Source organism: Desulfoluna sp. (genome assembly GCF_030145185.1).
Classification (GTDB): Bacteria; Desulfobacterota; Desulfobacteria; order Desulfobacterales; family Desulfolunaceae; genus Desulfoluna.
The window spans coordinates 1-21,680 of record NZ_JAQYWB010000087.1; the positions used below are offsets into that span (position 1 = coordinate 1).

Annotated in this window: 13 protein-coding genes and 1 pseudogene; 5 read left to right on the forward strand and 9 right to left on the reverse strand. The window is 53.0% G+C overall.

Features of this window, described 5'->3' with window-relative positions; all coding sequences use genetic code 11:
* Window positions 1-731: 731 nt before the first annotated feature.
* The gene (locus Q1Q75_RS19915; protein WP_300674361.1) at window positions 732-3,722 is read left to right on the forward strand and encodes an autotransporter domain-containing protein; all 2,991 of its coding nucleotides are present in this window, start codon (window positions 732-734) and stop codon (window positions 3,720-3,722) included.
* A gap of 822 nt (window positions 3,723-4,544) precedes the next feature.
* Here Q1Q75_RS19915 and Q1Q75_RS19920 read toward each other — a convergent pair.
* The 3 genes from Q1Q75_RS19920 to Q1Q75_RS19930 form a co-directional block, all read right to left on the reverse strand.
* Window positions 4,545-5,270, reverse strand: coding sequence for a pseudouridine synthase (locus Q1Q75_RS19920; RefSeq protein WP_300674363.1), 726 nt, complete (start codon window positions 5,268-5,270; stop codon window positions 4,545-4,547).
* A 129-nt stretch (window positions 5,271-5,399) separates the two neighbouring features.
* Entirely contained in the window at window positions 5,400-6,377 is a 978-nt protein-coding gene (locus Q1Q75_RS19925) for a methyltransferase (protein ID WP_300674365.1), read from the reverse strand.
* A gap of 62 nt (window positions 6,378-6,439) precedes the next feature.
* Window positions 6,440-7,723 (reverse strand): radical SAM protein, encoded by a 1,284-nt coding sequence (locus tag Q1Q75_RS19930; protein ID WP_300674367.1) that lies wholly within the window; start codon window positions 7,721-7,723, stop codon window positions 6,440-6,442.
* A 259-nt stretch (window positions 7,724-7,982) separates the two neighbouring features.
* Between Q1Q75_RS19930 and Q1Q75_RS19935 the strand changes: the two genes are divergently transcribed.
* The 4 genes from Q1Q75_RS19935 to Q1Q75_RS19950 all read left to right on the forward strand — a co-directional run bounded on the left by Q1Q75_RS19935 (window position 7,983) and on the right by Q1Q75_RS19950 (window position 12,353).
* Window positions 7,983-8,198, forward strand: a complete 216-nt coding sequence (locus tag Q1Q75_RS19935; RefSeq protein WP_300674369.1) for a hypothetical protein — start codon at window positions 7,983-7,985, stop codon at window positions 8,196-8,198.
* Window positions 8,199-8,289: 91 nt separating this feature from the next.
* Entirely contained in the window at window positions 8,290-8,694 is a 405-nt protein-coding gene (locus Q1Q75_RS19940) for a YkvA family protein (protein ID WP_300674371.1), read from the forward strand.
* A gap of 792 nt (window positions 8,695-9,486) precedes the next feature.
* Window positions 9,487-10,689: an outer membrane protein transport protein gene (locus Q1Q75_RS19945; RefSeq protein WP_300674374.1), complete on the forward strand. Its 1,203-nt coding sequence runs from the start codon at window positions 9,487-9,489 to the stop codon at window positions 10,687-10,689.
* Window positions 10,690-10,925: 236 nt separating this feature from the next.
* Entirely contained in the window at window positions 10,926-12,353 is a 1,428-nt protein-coding gene (locus Q1Q75_RS19950) for an AMP-binding protein (protein ID WP_300674376.1), read from the forward strand.
* An 887-nt stretch (window positions 12,354-13,240) separates the two neighbouring features.
* Here the strand turns inward: Q1Q75_RS19950 and Q1Q75_RS19955 are convergent.
* The 6 genes and pseudogenes from Q1Q75_RS19955 to Q1Q75_RS19980 form a co-directional block, all read right to left on the reverse strand.
* Window positions 13,241-15,193, reverse strand: coding sequence for an alpha-amylase family glycosyl hydrolase (locus Q1Q75_RS19955; protein ID WP_300674378.1), 1,953 nt, complete (start codon window positions 15,191-15,193; stop codon window positions 13,241-13,243).
* A gap of 208 nt (window positions 15,194-15,401) precedes the next feature.
* Window positions 15,402-16,283, reverse strand: a complete 882-nt coding sequence (locus Q1Q75_RS19960; RefSeq protein ID WP_300674381.1) for a carbohydrate kinase — start codon at window positions 16,281-16,283, stop codon at window positions 15,402-15,404.
* Window positions 16,280-17,140 (reverse strand): HAD-IIB family hydrolase, encoded by an 861-nt coding sequence (locus Q1Q75_RS19965; protein ID WP_300674384.1) that lies wholly within the window; start codon window positions 17,138-17,140, stop codon window positions 16,280-16,282. Before Q1Q75_RS19965 ends, Q1Q75_RS19960 begins: the two co-directional genes overlap by 4 nt.
* Window positions 17,137-19,302: an HAD family hydrolase gene (locus tag Q1Q75_RS19970; protein ID WP_300674387.1), complete on the reverse strand. Its 2,166-nt coding sequence runs from the start codon at window positions 19,300-19,302 to the stop codon at window positions 17,137-17,139. The genes Q1Q75_RS19965 and Q1Q75_RS19970 overlap by 4 nt, the downstream gene beginning before the upstream one ends.
* A 634-nt stretch (window positions 19,303-19,936) precedes the next feature.
* Window positions 19,937-20,167 carry a KH domain-containing protein gene (locus Q1Q75_RS19975; RefSeq protein ID WP_300674390.1) on the reverse strand — a complete coding sequence of 77 codons (231 nt, stop codon included), beginning with the start codon at window positions 20,165-20,167 and terminating at the stop codon, window positions 19,937-19,939.
* An 855-nt stretch (window positions 20,168-21,022) separates the two neighbouring features.
* Window positions 21,023-21,680 (reverse strand): annotated as a pseudogene (locus Q1Q75_RS19980) (hypothetical protein); the annotation flags it as partial.

The window sequence follows — 21,680 nt, forward strand, 5'->3', positions numbered from 1 at the left end:
CGGTATTCTGTCTGATTTTCTCACCCTTCGGGCGAGCCGGGTGCACTCATCTGCCGCGTTATCAGAGCTTTGAGGTAAACCACTACATCTTCAGCTCTGATGCCTTGCATATGAACGCACCCAACTCGTGAAATATCCGGGTTAACCCGGATGCCATGAGAAAACGCAAATGGGCGTAACGATGATCGGAATATGCGTTCATTTTCAGACCGCAATGCGTCCGCGTTCAAATGAAATGTGACGGGCACGCAGGGTTCGCCATCAGTGCATCAACGACGATTACTCCGTTTCTGATCCAGCGATGGACTTTCCCCGGAATCACTCCGGCGGCAAATCAAGTAGTGATTCCCTACCGCCGGTTCAGTTTTTCCTCAAATCAATTATTACGCAGAATTCCGGAACAATACGGCCAATATCAAGTAAAAACTGCTAAGACAAGAGCCCCAAAAAAGTCTGTACGCGCGGCGTATCTTCGTTTATCATAATTTATCTATTCCTTATTTTGCCTGTTATGAAGATAAAAGACGGTTGACCAAACCGATGCTCACCCACAGAGGCATGAAAACGCCTGGCAGAAATAAAGGGGAAATCGAATGTTCTGAGTCATAAAACGTGCTGAAAAACAAGTGACCGAAGAGGAGGCCCGGGCGATCCTGGACGCCGGGGATAAATGGTCAATCAAACTCGTTTTATTCTTACAACAAAAAAGACGTCCGGAGAATGTATAATTCATGAGAAAACGAGCCAAAAAACGCCATAAAATGACACGATGCGCCTGCCTGGGGATCTGCATCCTGATGCTGACTGCAGCAAACGCATCGGCGGCAGACATCACCATAACAGATGCTGCCGGGCCTCAGGCTCTTGAAGAGAATCAAACAATCACCATCAAGAGCGGTGGCTCGGTGAGCAGCGATACGTCGGGTACCCCTGCCATCAATGGCTTTCATGTCAATCAAGGCGGCAATGTGATTACCGTTGAAAATAATGCCTCGGTCACGGCCTCGGAAACGGTCGGCAACATTCAGACAATCAAACTCTATGGCACCTTCACCGACGACACAAAAATCGGCCTTGCAGGGGGTGGGCCCTTAGCACAGGGGGCTTCCAACATTCTTAATCTGCAGGCCGGATCTCGGGTATCGACAAACGCCGATAACAGTGCTGTGAACATTAACTCAAACAACCTGGTTATCGCTGCGGGCACCCTTCAAACCACAAAAAGCGGAAGCGACTGTATTGCCGTCTGGGGAAACAACAACGACATCACCGCCTCCGGGAATTTTTCCACGATGATGGGCAACTCCGATGGAATCTGGGGTGGAGGTACCTCAAACAACTTGATCCGCTTTTCAGGGACCATCCACACAAAGGGCGCTAAGGGAGATGGTATCGATTTCAGCGAAGGCTCGGAAAACGCCTTGCTCGTCTCCGGTTCCATTTCGACAACGGGCAAGGAGGCAGATTGCCTGGAGGTCGGGTCCAACAGCATCGTAACCGTCTCCGGAAGCCTTGACGCGACGGGGGAAGCCGCCCACGGGATCTATACCTATCTCCAGGGCAATGTTTCCCATATTTCGGGGAACATCTCCGCCACCGGCCTAAACGCCCATGCCATCCAGTCCGGGCGAAATGATTCAGCCGCACAGAGTAATGCCTATCACCTGCTCAGCGGCGCGAGCCTCACCGGCGGCATCCACAACGCCGACTCAGACGACAATTCCACCTCTTACCTCACCTTCGGGTATGCCAAAGACAGCACCGACCAAGCCATCCTGACGCAGGCCGACCCAGGGTTTGACCTGACTGTTGCAGACAGCATCACCTCGGACTCTTCCGGCAACTGGGACGGCTATGTTGCAGGCGGCACCACCACCCTTAACGGGGACACCAACGCGTTTCGCAATCTCTATGTGGGGGCAGACGCCTTTGCCCAGCTCACCCTCTTTACCGGTGAGGTAACCGAAACCGAGATTGCACGGATCAACGGAGCCGCGGCCACCCTGAACATCTCCAAAGCAATCACCACAGCCGGAGAGCTTCATGTGGGAGCTGGCAGTGTATACACCCTTTCAGGCACCCATACGCACAGCGGGGCGGCCCCAACCCTTGACGGAACCCTCGCCCTTCAGGGCGGCTCCTTTCTTTCGGACAACGGGCTCGGCGCCCTGGGATCCGGGGGGGTGGTCAGCGGAGCGGGTACGATTGACCTCAAGGGAAACGCCTGGACAACCGGAGGCAACGGCGGCAGCATTCGGGCAGACGGCGCGCTGGTCATTGCCAATGGTGAGCTTGTTGTCCCTGCAAACGACACGGCGGCTGTGGGAATCAAGGAGGACGGCAGCACCTCCAGTATCACGGTTGCCAACGCGGCTGATTTTACCGGGGCGACGGTCTCGGTCAACGCTGCAGGCGGAGATCCAAACACCGACTACGTGCTGATCCAAGCCGGTACACTGACCCTGGCCAATGGGGACGTGACGCTTTTGGACCACTCGGGAATTTTCGATTACAGCCTTACCGTCGGAAGCAACAAACTGTCCGTCACCACCAGCGGGACACAGTTCGAGGCCATTGCCGCGGCCATGACCCCGGCAGATCTCGCCTTCGCATCGAGTCTCGATAAAACCTACAGCAGTCACCCCGCGGAGCTGGAAAGTGTGTATCAAGGGCTGGCCTCACTCGCCACAGAGTCCGGGGTGAGTCAGGCGATGGCCCAATTGCAGCCCATCAGCCACACCACGGCATTGATCCACGCAGGCGCGCAGCACACCCACATGGCCATGGGATACCTGTTCGATACCTTTCGGCTCCCCACCTTACCGGAGGGTGCTAACGCAGCCCCTGAAGCAGGGATCGAAACCAAGGAGGCCGCAGCACCCGTTAAGGGCTGGCGGTCTTTCGCAGGGATGTATGGAGGATTTGGAGACCAGGATGCAGAGCGGGGACTTCCCGGCTATGACGACCACTGGAACGGCCTCCTTTTGGGGGGAGAGTACGCGTTGTCTCCAAAGGCACGCATCGGCCTCCTGCTGGGGTATGCCAAAGGGAGAAGTGATCTTGATGGAGGGGGCGGGAGCAGCGACGATGAGATGTATCGTTTCGGTCCTTACGCCAGCGTCTCCAAAGGCATCTTTTTCTTTGACACCGCGGCGACCTTCGGGGTGCACCATATGGAAACATCGCGGGATATCGGGTTGCTGGACACAACGATCACCGGCGATTGGACCGCCTATGATCTCAGCTGGTTCAACCGCATCGGATGTGACGTGATTTTTGGAAACAACATGACACTCACGCCCAGCTACACCCTCACCTACACACGGGCCGCTGATTCCGACTACACCGAAGAGGAGGACCCCTCCGGGGCACATCTGGTGGTGGACACCGATACCAGCCACTCCCTCATCCATGAATTAAATCTGAAAATTGGACGCCTCCTTCGTCTTGATAACCACATTGTCTTTCATCCGGAGGTCTGGTGCGGCTGGCAGTGGGAACAACTTGATCCCGGCGGGGAAATGACAGCGGCCTTTTCGGCCATGCCGTCAGAACCATGGACCCTTGAGGCATTGGAACCGGACGACAACCGGGTGCGCATCGGCGCATCGGCAACCATGCACATCGATGAACGCCATTCGCTCGTGGCCCGGTATGACCGGGTGTTTCGGGATAACGGGTTTGATGCCTCGGTGAGCCTTGGTATCAACCTTCAATTCTAAGTCACGAAATGATCACAGGTCGCTGACGTTGCCCCTTACCCTTCACGCAAATGCGAACGTGAGGTGCCCAGATCACCAACAGACGTAACGCATTCAAAAACCCGCATTCAAGGTGGCACACCTTGCCGCCGGAGGCTGATGTTCCTGAGCTGAATAGTTACGTTTTTTGTAACTATTCAGCTATCCATTTTTTCTTTATGACCCAGGTCTGACAACACCCCACGCGTTTCGTCTTCCCCGCGCAGGCGGGGATCCATGTATGAAAATCCGTATCGTCCTCATTTTTATAATGACGTACCGGGTGGATGCGTAGGGTGCGCCGTGCGCACCGTCAGGCGTATCGTAAACCGGAAACACCGCATTTTGAAATAAGACTCGTGGTCATCGTTAACTTGCGAGGCTGGGCCCGGATATTTCACGAGTCGAGTGTATTCATATTCAAGGCGCCAGAGTTGCAGATGTAGTGGTTTACCTCAAGACTCTGGTAACGCAGAAGATGGGTGCACTCGGCTCGCCCGAAGGGTGAGAAAATCGAGCAGAAAACGTGAATTACATTTTGTATTTTACAAATATCTAAATTTCTCACAGTAACAGACTGTAATGACGTCTTATTGCTACGGCAGGATTGTTTTCACATAAAATATCCGGGTGGGGGTCCTCTCTACGGTAGAAGGTGCGAGAGCCGCACCCTACGCGGTGATGAAAAGACGTGACGTATTGGCATTTGAATCTTTCTGTCATTTGCCTCGAACGACCTGGCGAAGGCAAGCTGAATGGTTACCGTTTGTTTTACATTTCCCACACATTATATTGCCTGTCTTCCTAAGCAAACTCTGACAAGGCATAAATATCTTCCTCGGTGAGCAGGCGGCTCTGGCCCTCCAGCAGATCCTCGGGGAGATCAAAATGGCCAATCCGGTCGCGATGCAGTTCAACCACATGGGCTCCTAACGCGGAGAACATGCGACGGACCTGATGATAACGCCCTTCGTGGATCACCATGGTCGCACGGCCGTTCCCCCTGGCGTCGGGCTCGTGGATCTCCAGGATCGCCGGCTGGCAGGGACGGTCGTCATCAATCAGAGACAAGCCCTCTTCCACCCGTTGAACCGCATCGCGCGCAAGGGTTCCTTCATAGCCAACGCGGTAACGCTTACCCACCTTGCGATTGGGATGAATCAGACGGTGCAGCAGCTGGCCATCGGAGGTCAAAATGAGCAAACCCGAGGTATTCCGGTCCAGGCGCCCCGCCGATTCAGGCCCCACATCTGCCCACTCTTTCGGCAACAGGTCATACATCAACGGATGCTCTGAGGGGTCGTGGCTGCAGGCATACCCCACGGGCTTGTGCAGCATCAGGTGCACTTCGCTCAGAGGCAGCTGAACCTTCTCACCTCGCACGAGGACATGGTCGGGGTCCACCCGCAGTTTTGCGCTCGTCTCGATCTCGCCTTGAACGGTCACCTGCTTGCTCTTAAGCAGAGATTTCACCCCTGAACGCGTCCCATATCCGCAATGCGCCAGTAATTTATCCAATCGCATGGTCATTTTCCCACCTCCCTTTTGCCTCCGGCGGCCCTGCCGGGGGCCAACCTTTTAAAAAGGTTGCCAAACAGATTTTTAGAACCAAACCAGATCAATTCACCTCTAAAGCCGACTGTTTATCCAAGCCATCCCCTACCGAACGCTGGCCTGCCAGACATGAAATCTGGAGCTCTCTTTCAGACGCGAAACCGTGCGAAAGCTTTCTTCAAGCCACCGGTATACCGGGACCTGCCGCTGCACGACCAGGATCAGGCTGTCGGCGCGTTTCGGTGCCTGCTCAATCAAGGATTTAAGCAACCCGTAGTCCTCGGCAACACCTTTATGAACCGGAGGGTTGCTGACAATCATATCCCAGGGGCCTTTGTCCTGAACGGCAAGCCACCCGTCTCCGAGGTAAGCCTGGGCTTCGGGGACGTTGATCCGTGTGGACTCGATGGCAAGGGCATCGGCATCAATGGAATCCACCCGGTCCGCCCCTCGGGCCAGCAAGCCAGCAGAGAGGACCCCGGTGCCACACCCAAAATCCAGCACGGATCCATGGACCTCCAGCCCGTCGAGCAAAAGGGCCGTGGCGTCGTCAACGCCGCCTTTGGCAAACAGACCGGGATAGCTCACCCAGGGCATGGCCCTGTTGTCCATCTGAAGTTCATGGCGTTCTTCCCACTCGGCCAGGGAGGACCGCAAGTTTTTCGGACCGCTGGCACGAACAAGGCGGCATTTTTGCCGGTAGCTTACCGTATCGATTTCATCGAAATGGTCTGAAAACATCTTGGGAACAGAGCGAATACCCTCATCGTTTGATCCATAGATATAAAGCACTCCGCCTGGAGCCAAGATGCCGCCCAGGGCGTGCACCGCCATCTCGATGGGACGGCGGCCCTTGGGCAACCGCAGTGTCACCGCGTCAAAAGGGCCGGCCGCTGGCCAGGCCTTACCCACGCGCTCCCCTGACGACCAGCGGCTCCAGAATTCGGTCCCCAGGGCCTCGGCCAGCCTCTCATCGTCTGCCACCAAAGTTGCCTCGGGCAGCTCTGTGAGCTCCTCCCGGGCAAACCGGCTCACGTGCTCTTCATGCAGATCGGCACGCTTGTCCATGCGATTTTTCTTCATATGATCTCTTTCCTGAAAATTGCCCGCGTTTTAGACGTCACCGAAATAAATGGGCGTATCCATCAAGGCGTTGTGCTGGAGGCTTGCCGAATCCGAGACATTTTATCGTGGTAGGTCTCAAGCATATCCGCTTCAAAGTGATCGTTTGACTCATAGCTGCGCCCGAAAACCGGCTCCCATAAATCGATATGTTCCATGCACATATAAAAGAACACAGAATCTTTCCAGGCATCTGGAAAGGCTTGATAGACCGTGGAAAAAAGCTCTTTTTTAATCTCAAGGGGATAGCTCAATTTCCCGGCACAATCTTCCATGGGCATCTGCAAAATAGAGCTGTCCGGCATCCGCTCCCGGATTCTCTTGAGCACCGGCTTGATAAAAGTGAGCGTCCCCAGGGAGACCATGACCACCTCTTCCGGGCGAAAACTCTCCGCCAACCGGGAGACCAACGCCCGATAGTCGTCCTGCCATCCCTCATACCAGACGATGGGGTGAAAATGGAATCCCACGGGAATGCCGATATCCGCAAGTTTCCGGGCGCTCTCCAGTCGTTTGTCCAGAGAGGCCGTGGCCTTCTCCTCATGATGAATAACCGTCGGGGTGTTGAGAGACCAGGTAAATACCATGTTTGCCGGCGGTCGATTCTTCAGAAAATAGTCGATCCGGGCACTTTTGGATTTCATCTCAAGGATCACATTCGGATGGCTTGAGGCAAACCGATAAAGGGAATCAAGAAGCCCAAACCGATTTCCCCACATCAAAGAGTCCGAAGACTGGCCGGTTCCAATGTGGTATTTCTTTTCTTTATCCAGCTCCAAGGCGTCCAGATGGGACACAAGATCCCGAATAAAGCGCACCTGATTCCCATGATAAAAGGACTGGATCGAGCAATAGCTGCAATCAAACCCGCACTGCTGCACCGCATCAAGGGTGGTCAGGTTGCAGCAGCGGGTCTTTTCGGAGGCCACCGGGCATCGGCCCATGATCTGCCCCTGAAGCTGAACTTCAACCATCTGCTCTTCCGGAAATTTCTGTTCTCCGGCGGAAAAACGGGCGGCTCCCTCATAATGTTTCTGCCCGTTTTTCAATGCTTCATAGCCGTCCCGAAATTGCTGGAAGATCTTTCCTGTGGCCTGTTTCCCTCGGGCCTGCCCCACGGCGTCCGGGTGATGGAATTGCTCCAGAACACCGGCATTCCAGCTAACAAGGTCCGCGCTGTATTCGGTCAGCATCTTCAGCTGCTGATGGGAGAAGGCATAGGTCCCGCAGAGGGTAAGCAGCCACTGCTGCTGATCCACAGGAAGCTTATGAAAAAGGGGAATCTGTAGAAGTTTATGTGTTGTCATGGCGTCGTTATATCGAAAAAAACAGGATCAAGCCAGCCTGAAAAAGAGCCGCCACGAGGCGTGGCCATACACCCTCCCTCCACGCTTTGCTTCTCCTAATTTTAATGACTTCACCTGCGGATAATGTATAATCTGTGGCCACGACGATCTTCTTTTTTGCTGACTGTTGTCATGGCGATTGACAGACGGCCGAAACAAGAGACTCTTTTCACTCTTTAAAATACATTCATATTTTTACAATCGCCGAGAGGACAGAAACATGTCAGATCAAGAAGATTTAATTCTCATCAATGCAAATGTCAGTATTACCGTGGACACCATTCAAGCCATTGTTGCCAACGTAAAGAAAAAAACCGGGAAAAATGAAAAAGGAATTTACCGTGTGGACACAGCCGATGCCGTCAGCGACATGATCACACAGTTTTTGCTTGATCATGATTTTGAGTCCTATGCCATGGACGCTGAGAACTATTAATTGGCGGCACGATACCCGGAAAGACCGAGAGAGGTGACGATCTCAAGCCGCCACTCATCACAGCACCTTTCAGGCCAGGATGAATCAAGGAATGAACAAGAGCTCCAGACTATCCGCACTCAAACAACGCGTCCAGCAGCTCAAATCGGAAACCTACGCCTTGTACCTTGCGGTGCGTGACCCCAGAACCCCGTGGTATGCCAAACTCCTGGCGGGCTGTGTCGTGGCCTACGCCTTCAGCCCCATTGATTTGATCCCGGATTTTATTCCCGTCCTGGGGTATCTGGACGATCTCATCCTGGTGCCCCTGGGCATTGCCCTGGCCATCCGACTGATTCCCCAGGCTGTCCTTGCTGAATGCCGGGTTCAAGCCCGGCAGACCCAACCAGGCAAAAAACCCGTGAGCCGCATTGCAGGGACGGTGGTGGTCGTTCTGTGGCTTGCCATGGGTGCCCTTTGCATCGTGTGGGGCCTTGACAAATGGACGCACCGATAACCCGCCCCCCTTCCCAACAGCCGAAAAACGCCCTACCCCGGATATTTCATGAGAAAACAATCAGTGCTAAGGAATAATCGGTAATTACAGTTCTTTGCAGTAATATTTTCAGTCGTTTCAAAAATGCAAAATGTAATACACGGTATTTTGTCTGATTTTCTCACCCTTCGGGCGAGCCGGGTGCACTCATCTGCGGCGTTATCAGAGCTTTGAGGTAAACCACTACATCTTCAGCTCTGATGCCTTGCATATGAGCGCACCCAACTCGTGAAATATCCGGGCTACAAGGGTACCTTAAGCCTTTCTTCGAACAAAAATCATAGATCGGGACCCGAGATATCAAAAGAGACTTGCCTCTCAGGCCCGGTACACGGTTCACCATCGCAGAGAGTCAATACAAAAAGATCGACGCGATTTAAAGGCGTTATTCTTCAAGCTCACATCTCCCTCTTGCTCGCAACAAAGCGTGCCCGTTCCAGGAACACTTGAAAAGTCATTGATTCTGATGAAACGACCCTATATGAACCTCTTCGTTAGGAATTAATGCCTGGTTTCCTAAAAAGGACTGGCCCAAAAATGGCTAATAGACGCGTCAATCTGCACTTCTATTCTCTTTTTCGGGTATTTATAAAGGCGACATACCAACACCCAGTCCCCACAAAAGAGCCTTCAATATGGCTAAAAAATGTGTGGCCATTATAACTATTTAAAATCACACCAACAGAGTGAGAAAAGCCCATGACAAAAGGGTCTGTGTGCTTCTCGCTCTTTTTCATGTTTTAAGGGGAAAAAGTGAAGCGACATTGCCTGTTTATTTTTGCGTCCTGTCTTCTGATAGTTACGGCTGCGAGTTCTGCATCGGCCGCCGGTTTTGCATTGTATGAATGGAGTGCCCGCGGCAACGCCCTGGGCGGAACCCTGGTGGGACGTGCCGACGACCCCTCGGCGGTGGCCTTTAACCCCGCCGGGATGACCCAGCTTGAAGGCACCCATGTGGCCCTGGGGGCAACCTTTGCCCACCCGGTGTGTGAGGTCGAGACCCCTGCAACGGGCGGGGGCACCACCACCTCAAAAAGCGACAACGACCTCTTCGCAATTCCCCACCTCTATATCACCCAGCAGATCAATGACCGATGGACCGTGGGCTTCGGCGAATTTTCCCGGTTCGGGCTCGGATTTGGTTACAAAGATGACTGGCCAGGGTCTACAAACGTCTACCAGGCGACCATCCAGAGCATCTCTTTAAACCCGAACCTCGCCTACAAAATGAGCGACCGCCTCTCCGTGGCCCTGGGTGTGGAGTATGTGTTTGTAGATTTAGAGATCAGCAAACGATTAGGCAATTCTGTGGCTGGTCCCAAATCAGAGCTCGCGGCAGATGGCGACGGAACGGCCTTGACCGCTGGCCTCCATTACAAACTCGATGACTGGCGTTTCGGCTTCGGGTATCACAGCCAGGCAAAGGTCAAGGCCAGCGGGGAGACAAAAATAATGGGGACCGACTATAAAACAACAGGCACCGTCATCCTCCCGGACATGCTCAGCTTCGGCATCACCTACTACCCCCAGGAGAACCTGAGCGTGGAAGTCGGCGCCATCCACACCCGCTGGTCCACTTACAAAGACCTGGACTTGAACATCACCCCCTTTGGTCTCAAGGAGCAGCCCAAAAATGCCAGCGACGTCTGGCGCTACAACCTGGGCGTGGAGTACGGGGTCACCGACAACTGGGACCTCCGGGCCAGCTACTGCTTTGACGAGGCCCCCGAAAACGCAAAATATGTCGACTACATGGTTCCGGCAGATGACCGCCACCTCCTCAGCGTTGGCACGGGCTACACCGTGGGAAACTGGACCGTGGATGTGGCGTACACCTACATTAAAGCGGAAGAGGTCACCTACGCCGCATCAAATGGCGTGGACGGAATCCTGAACGGGACCTCCAAAAACGGGGTCACCCACCTGGGTGCCGTGACCCTGGGCTACACCTTCTAATCTGGAACGCATACCCTGAAAACCCGGTTCAAGAGCCCCTTGAGCCGGGTTTTTTCAAGCCTCTCTCTACCCATGAAACAGAAACAGCACCCCCACACCGGGAACAACCATTCAAATTTTTCATTTTATATCAAGATATTATTGACAGAGTCCCCGAGATCTTTTATCCGTACATGAAACAGCCATTACCGATCTGAACTGTGATTGACAATCTTTGATCCCATGCGGAGAAGAACATGATCACCCTCACCTGCTCAGACAAACCCTGGCTTGCCCACTACGACAAGGGCGTCCCACCCACCCTCACCTACCGCCGCCTCAATCTGCCCCAGATGTTTCAAACCTCGGTGGGACGCTACCCTCACCATACCGCCCTGATCTATGAAGGGCGTCAAATCAGCTACGCAGAGCTTCAGGTTCTCGTGCGAACCTTCGCCATCACCCTGACCAACTTAAACGTACAGAAAGGCGATGTGGTGGGCCTGTGGCTTCCCAACACCGTCTCCACCGTGATCGCCTACTACGCAGCCCTCACCATGGGAGCTATCGTGGTGATGAGTGATCCCCAAGCCAGCGATGATGAGATGATTCATCAGATGAACGATGCCAACACCAAACTCCTCATCACCCTGGATACCCTGACCAAACGTGCCCTTCTTCTTCGCGCGAAGACCGGAATTCAGACCCTTGTCTATGCCTCTCTGACCGACTACCTTCCCCCACCCTTAAAATGGATTTTCCCCTTCACCCCTCGAAGACAAAAGCTCACCGCAAAGGTTCACAAACAAAACGGGGTCTACAGCTGGATGGAAGCCATGATGCTCCGGGGCATCCCCATCCCGGAACCCGCCATTCACCCTGAAGAGGTCGCGGTCTACCAATACTCCAAAAGCGCCTCGGGGCATTCCGAACGCACCTCCCTCACCCACGCCCATCTCACCTGCATGGCCCAGAGATACGAGGCGTGGTTCCAACTGGAAAAGGGAGAAGAGCGCGTTCTGACCGCCCCCCCCATCTTTGATGCGCTGGGAATGTCCACCGCCCTGAACCTGCCTATTCATATGGGCTGGTCCTCCGTGCTCGTCCCCGACCCTCACCCGGCCCGGATTCTGGCGGCCATCCGAAGGTTCAAGCCCACCATGACCCCGCTGACGCCCACCATGATCATGGGCATGCTCAAAGAGAAATCTCTGACCCGCACCGACCTGTCCTCCTCCAAACTCATCACCTTCGGTGAGGCGTCCCTTCCCATCGAGAGCCACCATCGTTTCCAGAAATTCACCGGCGTCTCCATCACCGAAGGATACGGTCTGCCCGAAACCGCCTCCCAAACCCACCTCAACCCCCTTCATGGAATAAAAAAACCAGGCAGCATCGGGATCCCCGTCCCCGACACAGACGTGCGGATCATGGACCTCGAAACAGGCACCCGGGAGCTCTCCGCCGGCGAAACCGGTGAGATGTGGTTTAAAGACCCCAAAATCACCAGTTCCTGCCAGGGCTGCCCGGCCCAGGCCCAAAAAATATGCAAGGAGGGGTGGTTCGCTTCAGGCGAGATCGCCTGGATGGATGAGGACGGATACTTCTATATGATGGATCGGGAAAGGGCGGAAAAAGGAGTCGGTACTCGGGACACCTCGCGTCCGCATTCGCGTGAAGGATGAGAGGGTGAGAGGATGAGAGGATGCATTGTACGCCACAAGGGCAAAGGTTGCGGGTGCTTCTCTTTTAATCCATCGGTTGACTTTAACCGGAAGTAACTATTCAGCTATCCATTTTTTCTTTATGACCCCGGTCTGACAGCACCCTGCGCTTTTCGTCTTCCCCGCGCAGGCGGGGATCCATGGCGGTTGTGAGAAAGCGTATGCGTTGTGTCTTTTTATGGTGAGGTCACCCGAGCATGGATCCCCGGTCATCCGGTTGATCCTGCGTTGCAGGGTGTTTGAGGTTGCGGTCAGGCCGTATGCAACGACTCCCCGGAGAGCCGGGGAAGACGATTTCATGGAGCATGGCGGCCTTTTTGATACACACCTGTTTCTATCTTTGTGGGGCCGGCCGGTTTGACGGTACCCTGCGATTTTCGTCTTTCCCGCGCAGGCGGGAATCCATGTATGAAAATCCGTACCGTCCTCATTTTTACACTGACGTACCGGGTGGATGCGTAGGGTGCGCCGTGCGCACCGTCAGGCGTATCGTAAACCGGAAACGCCGCATTTTGAAATAAGACTCGTGGTCATCATCGTTAACTATCGAAACCGATGGTCCTCTCTACGGTAGAAGGTGCGGGAGCCGCACCCTACGCGGTGATGAAAAGCCGTGACGTATTGGCATTTGAATCTTTCTGTCATTTGCCTCGAACGACCTGGCGAAGGCAAGCTGAATAGTTACAACCGGAATAACTCCGGCGGCAAGGTGTACCACCCTGAAAACAGGTTGCGAATGCGTTTTTTCACCATCTCACGGAGTAGCCGCAGGCGAACAGTGTAAGAACGATTTATACAAACATGACGGTGGTGGAGAATAAGGGGCCATCAATAAACCCAAAGAGTGTTCATATTTCCGATAGCCAGTAAAAACCAAATCCTGGGACCACCAGACTATTTTTAAAGCTATCCGGCCTTTCTCCTTTGATCAGATCAACAAGTCGGGTGTGCTGCGGACACCAGGCGCCAAGATCGCCCAAATTGAGGTGCTGGGGCCTGTCGCTAAAATTGGCCACAACCAGAACGCGGCCTGGTTGATGATCCCGGTTATAGCGACCAAACACAAACAGATGCGGATTTTCAACGTCAAGCAATTCGCGATTGTTGAAATCGGAGAAAACCGTGACCTCTTTGCGCACGGCAATCATCCTTTTAAGCGAGTCGAAGATCTTGTATTCGATGCTACCGGGCGTGTTTCTGCGCGCGGCTTTTTCCCAATCGATCGCGGGACGATGAACCCAACGGGTATCCCCCATCTTATTCGGGTCGGTCCGATAGGAATCGTCATTCAAGCTGCCGATGGCATCTCCATAATAGAGCAGAGGGATACCGCCAAAGGACATAATCATGCCGTGCAACAAAAGGATGAGCTTGATCGCATCCTCAATCGCAGAATCATCCCCAGCTTCCAGCGCATACTCCAGGCCCACCAGCGAGGCCAGTGAGCCGGAAATCCGCTCATCGCCTGTTTTCTCGTTACGGGCAAAGGGCAGGCCACGGGCATGGGAGTCGGCAAATTGGCCTGTATAATAATCAATTAGAAATTTACGGTGACTGGCAGGCTGATAATTGCAGAGCAGAATATCCTGGTCGTCAAAGCCCAAACCGATATCGTCATGGCAGCGCACGTAATTGAGCCAAGTGGCGCGCTCCAGCTTAACAGGCAAGCTTTTTATCCCCTGATTCAGGAGCCGGGCGTTCTTGGTGGCGACCGCATCCCACATCAATGCCATAAACGTCGCGTTATAGGCAATTTCACACTCTTTGGCGATCACCGCATCCTCGCCAAAATATTTAATCATCTCGACCGGTGCCACAATGGCTTCGGCGATAAACAGCACACCGGGTGCTGTAACCTGACAGCAGTCTTTAAGTAATTGCAGAATTAAATGCGCCTCAGGCTCATTCTGGCAGGCACTGCCAATTTTTTTCCACAAAAAGGCCACGGCATCCAGACGCAGGATATCGGCGCCCTGATTCGCCCAAAAGAGAATGATGTTCATCATCTCGATAAAGACGGCCGGATTGCTGTAGTTAAGGTCCCACTGAAAATCATTAAAAACCGTCATCACCCAGCGGCCCATCTCCTCATCCCAGGTAAAATTGCCAGGTGCGGTTTCAGGAAAGATTTCCGGCATGCTCTGCTCAAACATGTCGGGGATGTTACGCGTTCCAAAAGTATAGTAGTAATCTTGATACATTGGATTTCCAACTTGGGCCTGTTGCGCCCAGTAGTGGCGATTCGAGGTATGGTTAACCACCACATCCAACACCAACAGGATATCTCGTTCCTGCATCTCATCGGCCAACAGGTTCAAATCCTCAAGTGTTCCAAGCTGGGGATCGATCTCGCGAAAATCACTGACCGCAAACCCCCCGTCGGAACTCCCTTCCGGGCAAGGCATAATCGGCATGACATGGACCAGATTGATTCCCAGTTCCTGAAAATAATTCAGCCGCTCGCGCAACCCATTTAAATTCTCTGCAAAACCGTTGCAGTAGAGAGCCATCCCCACCCATTTCTGACTGAGGAACCAGTTGTAATCCTTCTCTCTGGCCAGATCGAGTTGTCTGAGTTTGTCAGAGCGATCGATGTATCGTGTGGCCATGGTTTCGACCAGAGATTGCGCCTGTTCCTCAAAATCTGAGCGCTCACCATACAGCTTTACAAACAAGGAGTGGATGGCATAGAAATTCGCCCCCAGGCGAGTATAGAAGTGACGCAGATCCTGCTGGTAGATTTCTGGTTTGATTCGATTGAGGATATCATTCAAGAGCGTGTGGGCGACCTGTTCGTACATGAGTCTTCCTTAGACAGCGGACCGAACCCTGTCGGCTCGATCCTGTGTGTGTGAGAAGCCACCAAACCTATCCCGAAGGGTGAGCAAATAGAGCAGAAAACCGTGAATGACACGTTGTATTTTACAAAATATCTAAATTTTTACACCGTTACCAGCTGTAATGACATTTATTTCTTTGACGTGATCGTTTTCTCATGAAATATCCGGGCTATCCAGATGAACCTCTGAAATCCTGATAAATAGAGGTATCGGTCGTAATGGCACCGCGCAAGCCGATGATTTTGCCAGCCAACCGCTGCGCAGCACTGAGCGTATCGGGAATCGACCAGCCCGCCAGCAGGCCATGAATGTAGACAGCACTGAAGGCATCGCCAGCACCGACGCTGTCCACCACTCGCAGGGCTTTCTCGGGCACGATTTGATGGGTGACCCCTTGTGCCGTGCGCACGAGGGCGCCCGCATCGCCCTGGGTCAAAATCAACTGATCCAGCTGAAACTCAGTTTGAAACCTGCCCATCTCATGTCTGATATTTGCAGAGGTAAAGCCAAGCAACCTGAGTTCATCCAGATTCAGCTTAACCCAGCGTGCCTGGTGCAGCCAGGGGTAAACCTCCTCTTTACGCCACCAGGGGGGGCGCAAATTGACATCGAGAAAAATCCCTGCCGCGGTCGTGTGGGCCAGATGGGTCAAGGCCTGACGTGAGACGCAATGTCGAAGGCCAAGGGTGCCGTGGTAGAGGATCCCCTTCCGGGGCAAGGGGTCGATATCATGGGTTTCGATAAAATCATAGGCACACTGCGGCAGAATCTCGTAGCTCGGTTCATTGCCGATTTCCTTGACCTCAACCCGCCCTGTCTGATGTGCAGGATCGAGCTGGATGCCACGGATGTCCAGCTGCCAGTTTCGCATCGCCCCAAGGATTTTTCGGCCCGGTGGATCGGTACCCACCCGAGAAATAAAGTGTGGCCGATCCCCCAAGGCCTGGGCATGCCAGGCGACATTAAAGGGGGCACCACCCAGAACCTGTTCTCCGCTGGTGAAGCAATCGAATAGCACTTCTCCAAAAATACAGAGGCGGGTGGGGTTCATGGGGACCCCTCCGGCGGTTGCAGGCGGTCACGAAATTCCGGGGCAAAATGCCAAACCCCCTGCAGAATACCAGCGGCGTAATTCCCCCCCCAATCAGAGGCGGTTTCGGTGGCCAGGTATAAAGATTCCGCCTGGCCGTTCTGCGCGGCCAATTGCTGAGCCTGGCGCTTGATTTCAGCGCTGGCGTTGGCGACGAGCACCGAGCGGATGGCACTCCCCAGGACCGTCAGATCATTGCCGCTGTCGCCGGCAAAGAGCACTTCATGCGGCTGATAACCAAGCTCCCGCTGCAAAAATTCAAGGGCATGAAGTTTCGTCGCCTTGCATGGCAACACATCGATCAAACCGATGTTTTTTTGCTCATCAACACTCCAGATCAGGCTCACGTTCACCCCTTTTTGTTTCAGACGGTTTTCGATATCGCCCATGACCCATGCCTGGTCCCTGTCCAAAGAGAGATAATAACTCAGCTTGAAGCGATTCTGCCTGCTGGCTTCCTGCAGGCGCAGTTCGGTCAGGGGACTGAGCCAGGCTTGGAGTTGCTTGCGCCGTCCCCCCTGCCAGTCGGCACCGATCTCCTGTTGCCAGCGAGGGATTGCCATCCAGCCGCCATCGGTTACCCGATAAATTTGGGTTCCGACGTCGGTAATCGCAAAGTCTGGTTCAGGCAGGGCATAGTCTGAAATCGCCTGTTGGACCAAGGCCTGATGACGGCCGGTGACGTAGGCCAGCAGCACTTCGGGCAGGCAACAAAGCCGTCTGAAGTGGTGACGCGCCTCCGGGTGTTCTGCCTGGGGGCCGTTGGGAATCAAGGTTCGATCAAGGTCGGTACACAGCAGTAATCGACGGGAATTCATGGAGAGGGGGTGCCTTCTCGGGGATCTTTGCAGCTGTTAAAGAAATCATAATAGTCGAGGGCTTCGAGAATGCCTGCGGCATTCGCCTCGGTTGAAAAATAGATCCGTTCGGCGTCCACCAGTTGCGACAACTCCTCATGGTGGCGATTTGCCACCACCGCTGCCAGAGGATTACCACGCATCATATCCTCGTCGGCACCGGAACCGCCCGCGACAAAAATCGCCTCCAGCGGGAGGCTCAAGCGATCGGCGACATAGCGCAAGGCCATCCCTTTAGAGGCTCGCAGCGGGAGAATATCCAGAAACTGACCGAATGCGATTTGAACGTAGACCGATTGCTCATGCTGATGAAGCAGGGCCGTGATCGCTTCAATATCGGCAATTTCCGGGTCAATGTAAAAACTCAGCTTGAAGCGGCTCTGTTCCTGCTTCGGCTGGAGTTTCAACCCTGGGAAATTGATAAAAATCTCTTTTAACTGGGGGAGGGACCATTGGTAATTGATATGCCGCGGCCAGGCGATATCGGCGATCAGCTCCGGCGCATGGTAAATCTCAGTGCCACTGCTGGTGATCAACACGTCCGGTTCCGCAATGCCATGAGTCTTCATCAGCTTCAGTGCCGAATCGAGGCGGCGCCCGGTGGCGATGATCAACAGGGTACTCTGTCGATGCTTGCGTAACACGTCAATCAAATGCCGCAACGAATGAGGATCTCCAATGAGATTCTGATCCAGATCGCTGACGATGGCACGATCCCGGTAGAGCGCAGAGCGTCGCAGGACCGGCTTGCGCTCTAACCATTCGGACCTTTGGGCTATCGGTTTCACGACCTCCAGATAACGCTGAGCGTGGGCCTGCCAGGAATAGTTTTTTCTCACGCCAAGCAACCCTTTTTTGCTGCAGCTCTGCCAGAGCTTTGGGTTGCCAAGGAGCTTGAGCAAAGCGGCGGTGATGGTCTCTGACTCGAAGGGATCGATCAGGAAGCCGTTGCGGCAGTTGCCGATAATATCACGCGGACCGCCGTCTTCAGTGGCGACAACCGGCAGGCCCGAGGCGGCCGCTTCGATCAAGGTCAAACCGAAGGGTTCGGTCAGGGCGGGGTTGACAAAGACGCCCCCCGATGCCGCCGCAATACGAAAAATCAGCGGGACCTCATCGCGTTGATGATGCTTCGGCATGGCGACCCTGCCGTAGAGATCATAGCGATCGATGGTCCCCAGCAGATGATGAAAAACCTCCTGGGCGCCCTCTTCGAGGTCATCGATATCCTCTCTATTACCGGCGACAATCACGAGATTTGCTCGTTGTTGCAGCTCTTCGGACAGGCCGTAAGCCTCGATCAGTGCCCCAATGTTCTTGCGTTTATCCGGCCGGGATAGGGCCAGAACAATCGGCTTCCCTGGATTTTTAAGATGTTGGGTCAGGCTCGCAAAGAGCGGGGTTTCCAGCTCCCCTCCGGTTGGGGGGATGAATTGTTTAAAATCGGTTCCCGGTGGGATGACTCGCATCTGCTCGGGTTGGTAGTAATCGTAGAGTTCGTACTGGCTCTCAATCTCCTGATGGGTGCTGGTAATGACCCTCTGGGCGGTGGCCAGGGTCGTCTCTTCAGCTTCAATGCGCCGACTCATATTGAAGCGCTCTTCTATTTCCTGCGAGGTAAAGTCACTCGCCAGAAAACGGTTGCGTTTAACCCGTCCGAGTGAATGCCCGGTATGAATCAGGGGCCTTTCGAGTAAATTGGCCAAATGGGCACCGACATAGCCGGCGTCGGCATAGTGACTGTGGAGAATGTCGGGCAGGGTGTCCTGCTGGTGAAAGAAATCGGCCAGGTTGTCGGCGAAGACATCCAGATGATCCCACAACTGTTCTTTCGGAATATAACCCTCTGAGCCGGCATGGATGCGGACGATGCGACAGTTGTCGGCGACCGGTGCAATCGCCTGGGCATAATCGGTCGAAACGTCCGAATCGACAACGCGACGGGTAATCAGGTCTACCTGGCGGACGCCGGGCAGCTTGGCCAGGGCCTGCGCGAACTCAACGACATACAATGTCTGTCCGCCGGTATCCGCATCGCGGCCCAATTCCAGGTTTTCCCATCGGATCAAACCGTGAATGCTTAACAGCGCAATGTATAACCCCGTTCGGTGGTCGTTCATCATTGACCTTCGTTCATGGAGGTGCAGTCTGTAACACAGCCAACGGCAAGGAGGCGTCCAATGCGTGGCAATAGAATGGGCTGATTAGCCCGGATATTTCATGAGAAGCCACAGCACAAAAAGATATACGCTTTTATTGCAGAGTGTTGTGGTGAAAAAAGCAGGCGTTCGAAAAATGCAAAATGCAAAATGTAATTTGCGATTTTCTATTCTATTTTCTCACCCTTCATGAAATATCCGGGTTAGGAAGGTTTTCATAAAACCCTATCAAATCGGTGAGAGTATTTCAAGGAGTGAAGGGAGACCTATGCATCTGGCAGGATATTTTTTCGTATATATTCAGCAGCTTCCGAGCACGCCTATCGTCACAGGCCAAGACATGAAACCGACGGCACATCTGTAAGACAGCAGACGCCCCCAAATGGGAGGGGCAAAGCGCATGCGACCAACCAGCTTTGAAGGTGGCACACCTTACCGCCGGCAGGAATCTTTTCATGAGCTAAAGAGTCACAACTTGTTTTTAATTCTTTTTAAATATTGTCATACAATCTCAACTTAAGAATTAGAAGTGAGCTTAACAGCCGTGGATAATCTCCAATGCTGCAACACCTGACTAATTTTGTATCAATACCCATAGTTAATCCACTATTTCAAGCACAGTTCGTTTTTTCTCCTTAGCTGAAACAGCGCTTAATATGATCCGTAGTGCATCAGCCGTGCGCCCCTTTTTTCCTATGACCTTGCCTACGTCTGTTTTGGCCACTTTGAGTTCCAGTATGGACGTATGCACCCCGCTAATTTCGGTAACGGTTACGCTATCGGGTTCATCAACTAACGCTCGTACAATCGTTTCAATTATTTCTTTCAAGGCATAACTCCTGTTGTTGTCTAACGTCAGACAGGCGAGAGTAGGGGGAGCTCTGGATACGGTTAAAAGTAGTCATACTTCTGTAATATATGATTTTTTAACTCGGATATTTCACGAAGGGTGAGAAAATCAGACAAAATACCGTGGATTACATTTTGCATTTTTGAAACAACGGAAAATATTCCTGCAAAGAACTTTAATGACGAATCATTCCTTAGTCCTGATTGTTTTCTCATGAAATATCCGGGTTAAGGCGTGTCGCTTATCGCAAAGTTATTGAGTCATTTACGACATCAGCATTGGACTGAGACAATTTTCTGTAACAAGGGCATTGAATCCGGAGTTAAAGAATAATTTTTTAATTTAGGGGTAACGTCTGGGCGAGATTTTCCAATTTCATGCCACTGATCCTGTGGCATCGTTTTAGAATAATATAACGCAAATCCTTTATTTTCAATGATTTCCTAATATTTTATCCGGAGACACTCATAAAACGCAGCATTCACCCCAACAAATCTTTTAGAGCGTGATGTCCACCAACATTTCTGATCATATTCACGCGGGACAGGCGACATGCACCGGTCCGTAAATCTCATATCATGAGGTGTTCTTCTCGGCTGATTCCAGCACAAAAAAAATGATAACCCCGGTGATTCTATCTAAAGTTAATGTGTAATTGTAAATCGATGCCTGAATAGGCCGATGCAGGAACAGCCCTTCCAGCTGACATGACGAAGGACAAAACGTGAATCATATGCCCTGACGACAACAGGAATGGGTGCTGAATTCGTTCTTAGCGTTCGCAGATTATTACTTTTACCGCGGAATTTCTCTGGCTCACCGACAGGAAAACCGTCAACCCTCTCTCAATCGTTTCATGGAGTACATGCCGTCAAAGCCGCTGACCCGCTTTGGCACGCGTTCTCGGCTCCCATAAAGCCGATCCTTAAAGATTTCATAGGTTCCGATAACAAAAGACTTGGAGCCGATAATTCCCGAGTCGGTAAAATATCGGGTTCGGGACCTGAACCGCCGGATGCGATCCAGCTCAAAATTTTTCTCCTTTTCAGATTGAAACACCCGCGCCACAATCGCGGCCTTGCCCCGTTTTTTAACCGACCCCGCATGATAGAGAAATTCGCGGTATTTTTGCAGTCGCGCCGCACTCTCCACCCCGAACTCCACCAACCCAAAGTCCAGAGAGAGAAAATCATCTCGGTTTCCCGTCTGCACATGGTGCCCGATTGAGCACCAGCGATAATCCTCCGGCCGCTTCACAATACCTGCCCTCACTGCATTCAAATCGATATACGCCAGGCAATTGATAACGGTCTCGCCTTTCTCCACAATCACGCTTTTAAACCGCTCACCCCAGAGGGTCCCCCGGCGATTCTTTTTCCGGTTATAGATCCGTGAAAAGGTCTGCTTGATATCCTTTACATACCAGGACAAGCTTGAAAACCGTTCTCGGTAGTGCTCCAGTTGGCCTTCAGGGAACTCCGTGCCTTTTGTG